General features: G+C 36.1%; 15 protein-coding genes and 1 pseudogene. 7 read left to right on the forward strand and 9 right to left on the reverse strand.

What is annotated here, in order from left to right; all coding sequences use genetic code 11:
* On the forward strand, positions 1 to 559 hold a 559-nt coding region (locus QVB70_RS06595), incomplete at its 5' end, for a radical SAM protein (protein WP_287584650.1).
* Between the two features lie 140 nt (positions 560 to 699).
* Here the strand turns inward: QVB70_RS06595 and QVB70_RS18570 are convergent.
* Together QVB70_RS18570 and QVB70_RS06600 are read right to left on the reverse strand one after the other, a co-directional pair.
* Positions 700 to 774: pseudogene (locus QVB70_RS18570) on the reverse strand (zinc-ribbon domain-containing protein); the annotation flags it as partial.
* Between the two features lie 12 nt (positions 775 to 786).
* A complete protein-coding gene (locus QVB70_RS06600; protein ID WP_287584653.1) occupies positions 787 to 2211 on the reverse strand; it encodes a hypothetical protein in 1425 nt (474 codons plus the stop codon).
* A 240-nt stretch (positions 2212 to 2451) separates the two neighbouring features.
* On the opposite strand from QVB70_RS06600, the gene QVB70_RS06605 reads away from it, so the two are divergent.
* From QVB70_RS06605 to QVB70_RS06615, 3 genes are read left to right on the forward strand one after another with little or no spacing between them, the layout of a single operon-like run.
* Positions 2452 to 3495, forward strand: coding sequence for a hydantoinase/oxoprolinase family protein (locus QVB70_RS06605; protein WP_287584655.1), 1044 nt, complete (start codon positions 2452 to 2454; stop codon positions 3493 to 3495).
* Positions 3496 to 3519: 24 nt separating this feature from the next.
* Positions 3520 to 4032, forward strand: a complete 513-nt coding sequence (locus QVB70_RS06610) for a metallophosphoesterase family protein (protein ID WP_287584657.1) — start codon at positions 3520 to 3522, stop codon at positions 4030 to 4032.
* A 43-nt stretch (positions 4033 to 4075) separates the two neighbouring features.
* On the forward strand, positions 4076 to 5092 hold the full coding sequence (locus QVB70_RS06615) for a biotin/lipoate A/B protein ligase family protein (protein ID WP_287584659.1): 1017 nt from the start codon (positions 4076 to 4078) through the stop codon (positions 5090 to 5092).
* Between the two features lie 12 nt (positions 5093 to 5104).
* On the opposite strand, the gene QVB70_RS06620 is transcribed toward QVB70_RS06615, so the two are convergent.
* Together QVB70_RS06620 and QVB70_RS06625 are read right to left on the reverse strand one after the other, a co-directional pair.
* Positions 5105 to 5821 (reverse strand): ERCC4 domain-containing protein, encoded by a 717-nt coding sequence (locus tag QVB70_RS06620; protein WP_287584661.1) that lies wholly within the window; start codon positions 5819 to 5821, stop codon positions 5105 to 5107.
* A gap of 210 nt (positions 5822 to 6031) precedes the next feature.
* Positions 6032 to 6214: a hypothetical protein gene (locus QVB70_RS06625; RefSeq protein WP_287584663.1), complete on the reverse strand. Its 183-nt coding sequence runs from the start codon at positions 6212 to 6214 to the stop codon at positions 6032 to 6034.
* Positions 6215 to 6632: 418 nt separating this feature from the next.
* Between QVB70_RS06625 and QVB70_RS06630 the strand changes: the two genes are divergently transcribed.
* The 3 genes from QVB70_RS06630 (at position 6633) to QVB70_RS06640 (ending at position 9281) form a co-directional block, all read left to right on the forward strand.
* On the forward strand, positions 6633 to 7382 hold the full coding sequence (locus QVB70_RS06630) for a zinc ribbon domain-containing protein (protein ID WP_287584665.1): 750 nt from the start codon (positions 6633 to 6635) through the stop codon (positions 7380 to 7382).
* Between the two features lie 33 nt (positions 7383 to 7415).
* Complete coding sequence (locus QVB70_RS06635; protein ID WP_287584666.1) at positions 7416 to 8195, forward strand: zinc ribbon domain-containing protein; 780 nt, start codon at positions 7416 to 7418, stop codon at positions 8193 to 8195.
* A gap of 156 nt (positions 8196 to 8351) precedes the next feature.
* Positions 8352 to 9281 carry an NAD(P)/FAD-dependent oxidoreductase gene (locus QVB70_RS06640; RefSeq protein ID WP_287584668.1) on the forward strand — a complete coding sequence of 310 codons (930 nt, stop codon included), beginning with the start codon at positions 8352 to 8354 and terminating at the stop codon, positions 9279 to 9281.
* A gap of 104 nt (positions 9282 to 9385) precedes the next feature.
* On the opposite strand, the gene QVB70_RS06645 is transcribed toward QVB70_RS06640, so the two are convergent.
* The 5 genes from QVB70_RS06645 to QVB70_RS06665 all read right to left on the reverse strand — a co-directional run.
* Positions 9386 to 10138 carry a HEAT repeat domain-containing protein gene (locus QVB70_RS06645; RefSeq protein ID WP_287584670.1) on the reverse strand — a complete coding sequence of 251 codons (753 nt, stop codon included), beginning with the start codon at positions 10136 to 10138 and terminating at the stop codon, positions 9386 to 9388.
* 91 nt (positions 10139 to 10229) lie between these two features.
* Positions 10230 to 11354, reverse strand: coding sequence for a Coenzyme F420 hydrogenase/dehydrogenase, beta subunit C-terminal domain (locus QVB70_RS06650; RefSeq protein WP_287584672.1), 1125 nt, complete (start codon positions 11352 to 11354; stop codon positions 10230 to 10232).
* A 27-nt stretch (positions 11355 to 11381) separates the two neighbouring features.
* Positions 11382 to 11747 (reverse strand): hypothetical protein, encoded by a 366-nt coding sequence (locus QVB70_RS06655; RefSeq protein ID WP_287584675.1) that lies wholly within the window; start codon positions 11745 to 11747, stop codon positions 11382 to 11384.
* Positions 11725 to 12210: a hydrogenase iron-sulfur subunit gene (locus tag QVB70_RS06660; protein WP_287584678.1), complete on the reverse strand. Its 486-nt coding sequence runs from the start codon at positions 12208 to 12210 to the stop codon at positions 11725 to 11727. Before QVB70_RS06660 ends, QVB70_RS06655 begins: the two co-directional genes overlap by 23 nt.
* Positions 12211 to 12213: 3 nt before the next feature.
* On the reverse strand, positions 12214 to 12786 hold a 573-nt coding region (locus QVB70_RS06665; protein WP_287584680.1), incomplete at its 5' end, for a 4Fe-4S binding protein.

Genomic DNA, 12786 nt, shown 5'->3' on the forward strand with positions numbered 1-12786 from the left:
AGCTGGAAAGGAAATGCTGTGGGCGATGAAACAAGCAGGTTGTAATGCGTTGTATTTCGGGATAGAGAGTGCTATCCCTTGGATTCTTGAATATTATAAGAAAAGGATAACACCTCAAATGGCTAAACAAGCAATTAAGAATTGTAATGAAACGGGTATGGATTCCTTTGCTTCATTTATCTTGGGAGCACCAGGAGAAACTGTAGCGGAAATGTGGACCACTCTTAGATTTGCGTCAAAGATTGGAGTGGACATTCCTGATTTTCATATGCTGGGTGCAGCGCCTGGTATGCCTATTTGGGACGAATTAGTGCATCAGGGTTATATAGATGAAGACAAATATTGGCGAACCGGTGTTGCGGTTCCTGATATAGTACCGAAAGCTGTTTCACGCGAAAAAATAAGTGAATTAATTAAAAGAGGCTTCCGTCTTTTCTTAGCAAGCCCCAGATATCTCACAAGGCAATTAAAAAAGACTTATATGAATTCTTTTAGACGTGAAGTTATAAAGGTAAATACAAGTTTGAATAGCCTTCGAAGATTCATAAATTTCTACTAAGCTCGATTAAAAGCCTTAATTAGGTTAATGTGAATTACTGACCTTGTGGAAGGAATTTTCTCACCGTTATAAAATAAAGTAAATAGTTACTTTCAGATGTTGAAAGAAGGAAAGAGTTTAGTTTGTACATAAGAGAAAAACTAAGGGGCCCAGAGTTTCTGCCCGCAAGAGACACAAAACTTGCTTCTAAGCTTATTCACAGTGCCACATTTAGGACAGAAGGTGTATTAATGAGTAGATTTTTCTGTCACCTTCAGCGCTTCGGAGATCACTTCTTGCTTTCTTTGCTTGCGGAATACGATAATTATTGTATAAACAAAGAGACCTAATGTAAGGCCCATGAGCTCTAAAAAGGAGGTTATATTTAAAAAGAGTTCTGTGAATTCCGATCCTATTGCCGTACCACTAACTGAAAACAACCCCCCTATTATAAAAATTATTCCAAAAAAGGTTAATAGGAGTAATATCAACCCACTTATAGAATTACGGTACGCATTTGGAACATCAGTATTGAGGGGCGTGTCCTCAAATACTTTATCATATTTCTCATTCTGAATATCCTCTTCGGACTTAATGTTGAACTCTTGCAGTTTTTTATCCCATGCAGCATAATATTTTCGTAATTTATCACCATAGTCATCCAAAGCACCTTGAATGTAGAAGAAACCCATTGCTATAAGTGAAATAATTGGGCCCAGGAAATAATATGATGTCCCACCACTGGTATCTAACTGAGCTAACCCAATAAGTGAAATTATAGTTCCCAATTCTGCTTGTATTGAATCTATAATGCCTGGAATAACAATAACCGTCAAAAATGTTAAAGACGCTGAAACTTGACTGGCAGTATATCCCACTCGCCAGTTTCTCTTTAGAATTGTAAAAATCCCAATCAAACATAGGAATCCGTATAGGATTTGAGCCTCCAAACGCCAAAATCCCGCTTCGCTGCCAAAAATACTTCGAATTTCACCAGCAAAAATCAATAGACTGATGAATAATATCCAAGGTAAAGGGAGAAAAATAAAAAACCAATAATTTTGTTGCTGAAATTTTTCTGAATATCTTGCTTCAAACATCTGCATAGTTCCTTTAGCGGCAATAAATGCTGTAATGAACAGAAGAACGAAAATTAAGTAAAAAGAACTCCAAATCGCTATAGTATATATAGTAAGTAGCGCAAATAATATTTCCTGCACAATAAGAGTTTCAGCAAGTGCTATAAGGACTAAAAGAGATACAAAGATAAAAATTCCAACTCTTATTAATAAACGGCGTCCTTTTCTATCCTTTAAATCAGGATAATACCAATATTTCATTTTTAGTAGTGGGTTTTTTTCCGGAAATAAGTTGTATTTTCTGTCATTCCAATAGAAACGTGCTAGTTCTATTAAAATAAATAGAAACAATACCAAAAAAAACGGGAAAACATAAAGACCTAAGCGTAAAATAAGGTCAATTTTTCCAAATGTAGCAATTGTCAAAGATATAGCTGTATAGGTAATAATCATCGAACTAAATAAAACAGCTATTAGTTTCAATAGATAACGAGTTTCACGCGTCTGAAGCAAGAATTTTATTCCATCAAAGAAGCGTCGCACAAAAAAGATTTTCTTTTTTTCTGATTCATTTGTAACAGAGATCTCCCCCAAAACTTGCACTTTTTCTTATTAAAACAAATATTAGAGTACTTTTATTCTAGTCTGGTCTTATATAGTTTCTGTTTTTGTTACTGAGTAAGTTTAAGATTTCATCATTTGCTAAATTATGTTCAAAGAACTGTTTGTTTTTAATGTTAAATGTAGAATACGAATGAAAATAAGTATGTGAATATTGAGAAATAGGTTTAACATCCAAAAATCTTTAACTAAATAAATGGAGTTGTCGGCCTTTTGACAGATGTAATTGGACTGGATATCGGTGGTGCGAATACAAAAGCGGCATTAATAACATATCACGATGGTGAAATTAGCAATATTAAGACAAAGTCGATATACTTTCCAGTATGGAAGCAACGCCATGAACTATTGTCCCTACTGAAGCAACTAAAAACAGAATTTTGCACTGACAGGATTGATGCTGTCGGAATAGTTATGACGGCAGAGTTATCTGATGCATATCGGACCAAAAGGGAAGGTGTACTTGAAATATTGGAAATTACTGAAACTGCTTTTGAGGGCAATCAGGTTTATACTATCGATATTTTCGGCAAAATGCATGATATTAAAGATGCAAAACGATCTCCGTTAGATTTTGCCGCTGCAAACTGGTGTGCCACAGCAAAACTAGTTGCGGAAGCCTTTTCAACTGGCTTGTTTATTGATACAGGGTCGACCACCACAGATATTATACCCTTTCAAGATGGTACGGTTCTTACATTTGGAAAGAACGACTTAGACCGTCTTATTTCTGGTGAGCTTATTTATACTGGTGCATTACGAACAAATGTGGCAGCAGTTGTTACGCATGTACCTGTAAAAAACAGACTAGTACGGATATGTCCCGAGTATTTTGCTATTTCAGCAGACGTTCATTTGGTCTTAGGACATATAAATTCAGGAGATTATTCATGTGAAACTCCAGATGGACGAGGAAAAACAAAAGAATATGCACTTGAAAGATTAGCACGCACAATCTGTGCTGATATTGAACTTCTAGAAACAGAAGAACTCGAAAATATTGCTCAATATGTTTATTTAAAGCAAGTTGCAGAGATAAGCAACGGAATTAATCGTGTGACAGCTAATGAAATGAATAACATTGATCAAAGATTAGAGTGTATTCTTACCGGGATAGGAAAAGACTTTCTAGCGAAGCCAGCAGCGCAAAAAGTTGGTATCAAACAATTTCACGACCTTGATGAAATATGGACAGGAGATCTTGCGTTATGCGCTCCTTCAGCAGCTATTGCAATACTTACAGCAAGGCTTAACTGAAAAACTTTTTTAGGGTGATAACTAATGACCGAAAAATCGCAAAAGGTTGGTTTAATTTCGGATACTCACATCCCTGTTGTTGCAAAAGCAATTCCCGAAAACGCTATTCATATTTTTAGGAATAACAAAGTTTCGTTAATAATTCACGCTGGAGACCTAGTTTCTTTAACCGTGATAGATGAATTAAATAAAATTGCTCCCGCCGTTCTTGCAGTACATGGAAACATGGATTCTCCAGGAGTAGCAACTCAACTACCTGAAATCAATGAAACAGAAATATTAGGTCATAAAATTGGCGTTATTCATGGAAGTGGTGGTCCTCAAGGATTCATCGAAAAAATTGAAGATATGATTAGGGGAAAAGATTACGAAATCGTTGTTTGTGGGCACTTACATAATGCATTTGTAGAAAAAAAGCGTGGGAGGCTTTTTGTGAATCCTGGTTCTCCAACTGATAAGCGTTGGGCAGAAAGAAATACTGTTGGAATTCTTGAGATAACGTCCCAAGACGTAAACCCAAAGATCATTGAAATTTAAACCTTCTTTATAGCAGCTAATTTTCGAATTTGGTGCGTTTTTCATGGCAAAATGGAGATTACTTCGTCTAGATCGCGTAGATCCGCTGTGGACTCAAACAGTGTGGCATGCTACTGCATTATATACTTCAGAAAACCTCGATTCTACTATGAACACTCTAATAATTGAATTTACAGATGGAAAACTAGTGAGTTGTGGACAAAGTCAGAATACTTATGCGGAAGTTAATATTGACTATTGTAAGGAGAATGATATCCCATTTACAAGAAGAATGACAGGAGGAGGAACTGTCATGCTCGATGAAGGACAGGTTTTTTACCATGTCATCTTGAAAGGCTATCATTTTCCCTTGAAAAATAAAATTCTTTACGATAAAGCACTTAAAGGACCGTTGCAGTATTTAAGATCACTCGGGCTTGATGCTAATCAAGATATGAATGATATTTTCATTGGGGATCGCAAGATTTCTGGGAATGGTGCGGGGTCTATAGAATCCACAGGAGTTGTTTGTGGTAATATTATCACCGATTTTGACTATACGACCTGTGTTGAAACATTAAAATTCCCAACAACAGGATTTAAACATCGTTTTGCCGAGTTGCTGCCCTATTATATTACTAACCTAAAACGAGAACTGGGTAAAGATATTAACCGTGAAGAGGTTGCTCAAGACATTATAAAACATTTCAAGAAGACTTTAAATGTTGAATTCAAAAAGGACGAATTAACAGACTGGGAAATAAACAAACTCAATGAATTAAACGAGCAATATTTAACTGAAGAATGGATTTTCATGCCAGAGTATTTTAAAGATCGCAAAAAAGAAAGGGAATTCATTAAGGTAACACGCGGTCTTGGAATTATCCACTTTACAGAAGGATTCGAAGCGGATGTCATTATAAGAGGCAAGCAAATATCGCAAATCGATATCTTTGATAGTGAATATGAGTTTTTAAATAATTTGGATGGACAAAATATTTTTGAGATTAAACCGTTTCAAGATACGATCTTAGAGGCTTTTAGAAAAAAATTAGTTAAATACTATTATTATACACAATAATCTTGAATTAGTCTAATGGAAGATAGCGTAGATGCGTTCCGCTTTCTTTTTTCCAATCCCTGGTACTTGTTGTAGTTGATTAATGGAAGCTGTGGCTATTCCTCGTATCGTGCGGAAGTGATCAAGAAGTATCTTTGCCAATGAATCACCAATAAGTGGGATTGAGGCGAGAACATAGGATTTCTGATCTTTTTCGGGTAACATTGAACGTTTTGGTTTCCTATACCATCGACCTTTAGGCAAGTTATCATTTTTTCCTTGTTCTTCCCTTTTAGCGGTGATTCTTAAAAAGGATTTAAATGCATCTGCATCGTCTTCGATGAACACGATTGGTGTATTATAAACAAAAAGAATTTCCTGTTGTGCTCCAACAATTTGTCCCCAAAAGGATGAGAGATCACCATTTGGATTTATCTCTTGTAAACTAGACAGATATTCACCATAAGTACCATGAAATAAAAGCATATGTCTTTTTATAGGAAATCCGAGTATCTGATCTGTTTTCATAAAATTTAATAACTGTTGCCAGAGCCTATTTGACCTTATTGAGCTGATAAAATCATTAACTCTTTTTCGCTCAATTATAATAACTTGATCGTTTTGATCAATTATTATAAAATCACCTAATGGTAGTTGTTGAACTCTAAATGCTAAACCTGCTTCTTGTGCAACTTCGCGTGCCGAATTAATAATCGCATTAGATTCTCTATTATCAACAATTAACTTCATCTGAATCACTCTGGATGCTATTGAAATTTTGAGAGTTTAAATATCTAAAGATTGGTCTAAATAAACCCAACTCAACGAATTAAAAAAGACCAGTAAAAGAATTCGTGACCAAATCAATTAATTATTTTAGAAAAATTGCCAACGTCGAATAGCGTTAGTAATAATGCGTTTAGAGGAAGTTTAGAAAAAAGAGGATTTACAAAGGAAGTTTTACATTGACTCTTTAATTGTCCTTTGTATTGGAGCAACTTGTATAATCTGTTCCTCAACAATCTTAGTTTCATTCAATAATGGACAGGCTTCTTTGAGAATCTGCCATAAATCATGCTTTTTAAGAGCACATTTGTTTTCGTGATACCAGAAATCACATACATACTTACCAAGTAGACACATTTTAAGATACGTCCTTGAAAGTTATTAGTTTCATTAATTTCGCGTTGTGTCCTTTATTCATTATACTACGACTAAGAAGTATGTCTTACAGTGTATTTATGCGTTTGACAGGTCAATGAAAGTAAATTTCTTGATGACTCTACATTATTGGTTTCAAAAAATGCAAGGAACAACTACTATGAATCTCATCATTTTAACTTAAATCTCATCACAGGACTTTTCCCCTGAGTCTTAGAATGACTCCAATGAAATCTATGGTAAGAAAATATCGAATTTTCATTTCCCTAATTAACGATCTATGTTTCTTTTAAAGTGCAGAAAAGATGGTGAAAAAACCTTAGAAAACTCCTTATTCTCCTAAAAAAATCCAAAAATTTCATATTGATTGATGTCACTCAATAGAATGGAGAATATTACTATGAGTAGAGTAGTTCGCTTCTGCCGGAAGTGTGGTAATTCTATAGTCCCAGGTGCACGATTTTGTAATCGTTGTGGAACTCCCGTAGACCCTCAAAACACCCTTGCAACGCATAAGAATGCAATTTCAGAAAGCGTATCTCAAATAGAAGAATCTGTAGAGGAAAAAGAAATACCCCCCGAAGAATTCAAACAAATCGTTACAACGTACAACGTTTGGAAAATAGAAGAAAAACTAAGACCACTTAATTTGAAATTAGAAGAGTTAAGCGCAAAGAAAGAAGTTGGGGAGTTATCAGATGAGGAATATAACTCTGAATCTGCAGGATTAAAAGAAGAGAAAGAATTATTGGAAAAAGAACTTTCGGAGAAAATGGATGTTAAACCATTGAATATATACTTCCTAATATTCCAAGAACAAGAAGCGGTAGAACGTCTCAGTAAGTTAGAAAGTATTTTTCAGGATAATAAAACATCACAAACAACTTATTCAAAACTCAAAAGAGAGTATTCTGAAAAATTACAGGCAGTAAGAAATGAACTTGACTCTGAACGTTATAAATTGAGTAGATGGAAAAAAATCCTGGATAAAGGATTATCTAATATTAAAATGACACTTGAAGAATCATTGGTTAGATATGAACTTGGAGAGGTTTCAGAAGATGAATATCTACCAAAAAAAACTGATTTAGAAGAAAAAAGAAAGGATATGGAGAATTCTCTAACTCTAATTAATTTTCTGTTGAGCTGAAATTGAAAATTAAAAGTTAAAAGAGGAAGTTAAATGTCAAAAGTTAAATTCTGTATAAAATGTGGGAATAAAATAAATCCTGGCGAAAGATTCTGCCGAAAATGTGGAACTCCTATCACTCAACTAGATATTTCTAGACCAACAATACATACCGCAACGCCGCCAACACCCCTTAAAAAAGAACCAATTTTTTCGGATCGAGAAATAAAAGAAGTAGAAATTCCAAAAGAATTATATGAACAATTCGGGTACCGTGGAGAGCTTAAATCGACCAAAGAAAAGATGGAAAAACTTTCGGTTGAAGTAGAAAGAATAATGGGTAAAATAAAAAGCGGCGAAGTGGATATGGCTGAATATACTGATGAAATAAAGGACCTAAAAGGACAGTTTGCAACTTTAAAGGAAAAGAAAAATGGATTAGAAGGCAAAATAAAGTCCTTACCTCACGAAGCATTAGCTGAAGACGAGGAATTATGGAGAGAGCGGCTTCAAAAGTTAGACTCAGTTAGAAAAGAAAAAAATCTAAGTAAAGAAGTTTATCAAAAAATGAAGGCAGAGTATCAAGAAAAGTATGCAAATGCAAGTAAAAAAAGAAGAGATGAAATAGCAAAAATGCAGTTATGGAAGAGAAAGTTAGAAGAAGAAAGACAAAATATGAAAGAAAAGCTGGAGATTTTGGAAACGAGATACGCGACAGGCGAATTAAGTGAAGTCAATTATACCAAGGAATTGAAAAAAATAAAAGAAGGATACGACAAAAAGAAACTCGCCATATCAGAGTTATCTGAGGTTTTAACTGCGATTAAAAAATAAAAACCTGTATTCTCGAATTCTGTTCATTCTTTTTTGTATGAAAAATCTTAAATAAGAGCGTTGTGCTATCCACGCAACGAAGTAATCACGTTTAAGACAAAGTATCAGAGCTTAAATACGTTTTTCATTTTGTAAAAAGGTTTCAGGAGATCAAAAATGACTTCTACTGATTTATATGATGTTTTAATAATAGGTGCAGGTCCTGCGGGCTTAACTGCAGGGATATACGCTGCAAGAGCAAATTTAAAGTCAATGGTTTTCGGAATACATTATGATTCTCAGTTGGCTAAGGCTGGGATTGTTGAAAACTATCCTGGATTCCCAGATGGACTTCAAGGACTTGAAATATCAGAACTCATCTATACACAGACAAAAAACTGGGGTTGCGAAGTTTTTACTGCTAATGTCAAAAAACTGGAAAAGAATGAAAATGGTTTATTCAAAGTAATAACTGCGGACGATAAACGATTCACTGGATACTCACTTATTTTGGCAACCGGAGCCTATTATAGAAAATTGGATGTACCCGGCGAAGAAGAGCTTTATTTAAAAGGCGTATCATATTGCACCATCTGTGATGGAGCTCTGTTTGGTGGTCGAGATACGATAGTTGCGGGGTATGGTAATGGTGCTGCTAAAGGAGCTTTATATTTAGGTGGACTAGGAAGCTCAGTGACAATATTATGTACTAAAGAAGAATTAAAATGTGAATCAACCTATATGAAACGACTTGAGGAATTGCAGAATATAAAAGTTCTATATAGTATAACTGTAAATGAGATAATAGGTGAAGACCGAGTAACAGGTGTTGTTTTTACTGACAAAGAAGGAAAAATAAATACCTTAAAAACTTCAGCAGTCTTTGTAGAGGGTGGTACTGCACCTAACGCTGCACTGGCAAAAGATTTAGGTATCGAATTAACAAAAAACGGTTTTATCAAAGTGAACAAGTTGCAAGCTACAAATATTGATGGTGTTTTTGCAGCAGGTGACGTGACAGGCGGAAGACGGCAAATTGCCACAGCTATTGGCGAAGGGTCCTCTGCGGCAATTAGCGCGATAAACTGGGTTCGTACACATAAATGAACCCTGAAGACTTATTCTTGTTTTATTTCTCTTTTTCGTGAGAAAGAAGAAAAACACAAAACCAAGAAAAATTAGAAGTTTTTTAAATCGATAATTTTTTGAATCTATTTCTTGACTGCCTCACGGATCAAAGGTAATAACTCTATTAAACTCTGAACAACTGAAGAAGTAACGCTTTCATCTGTTAATTTCTCAATAAGGAATGGAATAAGTTCTTTGATAAAAGTTAAATCTTTACTGGAAACTGATTTGATCAGATCCATAGTTTGGTTTCTTATAGAGTTAGCTGGATCTACCAACAAACTTGAAAATTTAGAAGCAAGCATTGGGAGGATTTTTTTTCTTAATTCTTGTATAGGTAATTGCATGAAATTTGTAAACTTCTGTAAATCACTAAAAGCAAGGGGCGAGTCTGTAGAAAGAATCTTTGCAATAGATTCAATAATTTTTTCTTGAATCTCTAGATCATCAGCTTCTATCAAAGCTATAATGTCTGGAATTAAATCTAGAATTGCCTGAGGTTCTCTTGAGCCAATTTCTCCTATAAGTTCTAATGTTCCTTCACGGATATAGTGATCTTGAACTTTTAAAAAATCCTTTAAAGTTGGTATAGTATCTGAAACTAACTCTGGGTGTTGTTTACTGACCTTTCCAAGGGATTCAATTGCAGTCATTTGAACTAAAGAAGATTTATCTGATAGTTTTCTTTTAAAATGAGGCATAAGAAGATCTAGTAAATCTTGATCTTCAAGAATGGCATCAGAGAGTGTTTCTAAAGCGGTTGCGCGATTATACTTGTCAGGATCATCCAAATCCTTCAACCAATCTTCAATATTTCTCCCCGAGATTTTAGCCAAGCATGCCACCGCGTTATATTTTTAAAGCGGTTCAAAAACCAAGTAAAAAAAGAATATTGAATGGAAAAGATTTCTCTTCTTCAGAGAACGGCTACGATTTTTTTGAACTCTCCATTTTCTTATCTGCTAATCGGCGCAAAGTTGTGCCGCCTTTTTCTGTAATTGGTTCTTTTGTGATCATTTTTTCTCTGACGGCACCGTCAAAAATTTCTTTGCCTTTTTCTGTTCTAGTGAAGACCGTAGACCATCCAGCAGGTGTGCCTATGCTTCCAACACTTATATCGGCATACCACGCAGTGAGATCTTCACATGAATGACAACCACTTCTTACAGCTTCTGAAGTTTCCTCTAGGGGAATGGTTTTCGCTTCCCCTCCGTCTTTTGGAAAGATACGCAACGCACCCTTTTTGATATCCATTTTGCGTATTTGATTTACAGTCAGCCCTGTCTTTTCTTGGACAAGTTTATGTAATTTCGTTGCATCAAAGTTTTCCATGCAGAACAGGCCAATGGTCAACGTGATGAGGTTAGCTGGGCGGATATCCACACCGTCTAGAGCAGATTGAAGTTTTCTCACACCTAATGTTTGACAGGGAGTACCAACAAACGCTAGACGAAGCCAGTCTTCGCCAACAGGATGTTGGGCTAATAATTCCTCTACGACATCCCTATATTGTGCAAGAGAAGAGATATTTGGACTAAGTGAGTAACGGGTACCGGCAGATTTCAACAATTCCTCATAGGACGTTATGATTTTCGGCAGAGGAATCCAAGGATTTTCTTCGCTTGGTACGGATACGATGGCTCCATCAATGAGGCCATGTTGAAGTGCATATGCTATAATCGTAGAAACAATGCCACCGTCTTGTGCAATCTCCGCAATCTCTGGTACTTCTGTCTTAGCTTTATAAAGGTGGACATAATTACCAAGGACATCTTCAGAGCCAAATAATTCTTGCATGCGTGGTGTAAGGGAATCCGTAACAGGGCAGCCGAAATAACAGAGTTTACACTCAATACATTTACCTATTGGCGGTTCTCCCTCAGGAACCTCCCCAGGGCGTTCTTGAAGAGTTGGAACATCATCAACAAACTTAATAACCTGTGTTGGACACACAGAAACACAACTGCCACAACCAGTACACATTCCTTTGTCAATCACGTCAGCCTTTAAATCTTCAAAGGTGCCGACTTTTAGTTCAGTTTGTACAGCCATTTTAGGTCACTCCTTCTAAAATCATTTCTATAATAGGGCGTATAAATAATCATCGCCTGATTCCCCAACAATGTTGACTATATTTAACTTTTTCAGGGCGACCAAGTGTTGGAGAATCAATTTTGGTTCTAAATTTGTTACTTTGGAAATTTCTTCGATTGAAGAAGTTCCTTTTTCGCGAAGAACCTGAGAGATTAGTTCTCGCTCAATTTCATCTTTGAGTATTTTGTCTAAAAGTTCTTCAAATTCTTCTTCTGTAATTTTGTTCTCCTTTAAGAGATGCTCTCCTTTGCCTATAAGCCATCGAGTTCTTTCGTTTTTAAATATTGCTGCGCTAGCCTCAAGAACAGCTTTTTTGTCAACATTCTCTTCAGATTTTAATTTCGCCTTCATCTACAACAATTCCTCCTGTTGCGGTTATACCAAGTGGACTCGGTCCTAATTCTTTAATGTCATCTACCATTTCTCTCACTACCTTACCAAATTGTTCTCCCTCAGATGCAGATACCCATTCAAGGCGTAGACGTTTTTCATGCATACCCATTTTTCGCAGAAACTCTTTTAAGAGTAAATATTTTCTATAAGCTCTGTAATTGCCACCAATGTAGTGACAATCGCCTTCATGACATCCTGCAATTAGAACCCCATCTGCCCCATATCTGAATGCATTAAGGACAAGTTGAGGGTCTATCCTTCCAGTACACATCACTCGAACGATACGGATATTGGTTGGGTATTGTACTCTGCTAGTACCCGCAAGGTCTGCTCCTGCGTATGAACACCAATTACAAAGGAATCCGATGATTTTTGGCTCAAAATCGATAGCTTCTTTTGGTATTTCTTGTACTTTTACCATTTTTTATCCCTCCAATAATGCGGCTCGCCCCATTGCGTCCAATTGTCTATCTTTGAAGTTCAACATTGTAATCGCTCCAGATGGACAAGCAGAACCGCATGAACCACATCCTTTACATAAAGCCTCAATAACTTTAGATATTCTCTTTCCTTCAGGTTTGTCTTCAAAAACGATCGCACTAAACTCACAAGAACCTTGACACACCCCGCAGCCCGTACAGTAGTCCTCATTTATTACGGAAATCGTGCTTTCAACTTCTACCGTGCCTTGAGCCATCGGGGAACATGCTTTAGCTGCTGCACCAAAGGCTTGAGAAACACTATCAGGCACATCTTTTGGTCCCTGTGTGCAGCCAGCTAAATAGACTCCGTCTGTAACAGAGTCAAGAGGAGCTAATTTGGGATGAAGTTCTTGGAAAAATCCATCTGCAGACATCGTTATGTGAAGTTTAGATGCAATATGAGCTGCAGAATCATCAGGAACCATACCTGTTGTTAAAACAACGAGATCAACGGGAATTTCTATATTCATTCCTGATAATGTGTCATAACTACGTACAGCTAAAGGATACTCGGA

Origin of the sequence: Candidatus Borrarchaeum sp. (genome assembly GCF_019058535.1) — an archaeon.
Classification (GTDB): domain Archaea; phylum Asgardarchaeota; class Sifarchaeia; order Borrarchaeales; family Borrarchaeaceae; genus Borrarchaeum; species Borrarchaeum weybense.

What these genes read in the sequence shown, in the direction of transcription:
- QVB70_RS06630 (WP_287584665.1), top strand. Translation starts at nt 6,633, where the DNA reads ATGAGTAGAGTAGTTCGCTTCTGCCGGAAGTGTGGTAATTCTATAGTC.
- QVB70_RS06650 (WP_287584672.1), bottom strand. Translation starts at nt 11,354, where the DNA reads ATGGCTGTACAAACTGAACTAAAAGTCGGCACCTTTGAAGATTTAAAG.
- QVB70_RS06620 (WP_287584661.1), bottom strand. Translation starts at nt 5,821, where the DNA reads ATGAAGTTAATTGTTGATAATAGAGAATCTAATGCGATTATTAATTCG.
- QVB70_RS06610 (WP_287584657.1), top strand. Translation starts at nt 3,520, where the DNA reads ATGACCGAAAAATCGCAAAAGGTTGGTTTAATTTCGGATACTCACATC.
- QVB70_RS06615 (WP_287584659.1), top strand. Translation starts at nt 4,076, where the DNA reads ATGGCAAAATGGAGATTACTTCGTCTAGATCGCGTAGATCCGCTGTGG.
- QVB70_RS06625 (WP_287584663.1), bottom strand. Translation starts at nt 6,214, where the DNA reads ATGTGTCTACTTGGTAAGTATGTATGTGATTTCTGGTATCACGAAAAC.
- QVB70_RS06655 (WP_287584675.1), bottom strand. Translation starts at nt 11,747, where the DNA reads ATGAAGGCGAAATTAAAATCTGAAGAGAATGTTGACAAAAAAGCTGTT.
- QVB70_RS06635 (WP_287584666.1), top strand. Translation starts at nt 7,416, where the DNA reads ATGTCAAAAGTTAAATTCTGTATAAAATGTGGGAATAAAATAAATCCT.
- QVB70_RS06640 (WP_287584668.1), top strand. Translation starts at nt 8,352, where the DNA reads ATGACTTCTACTGATTTATATGATGTTTTAATAATAGGTGCAGGTCCT.
- QVB70_RS06660 (WP_287584678.1), bottom strand. Translation starts at nt 12,210, where the DNA reads ATGGTAAAAGTACAAGAAATACCAAAAGAAGCTATCGATTTTGAGCCA.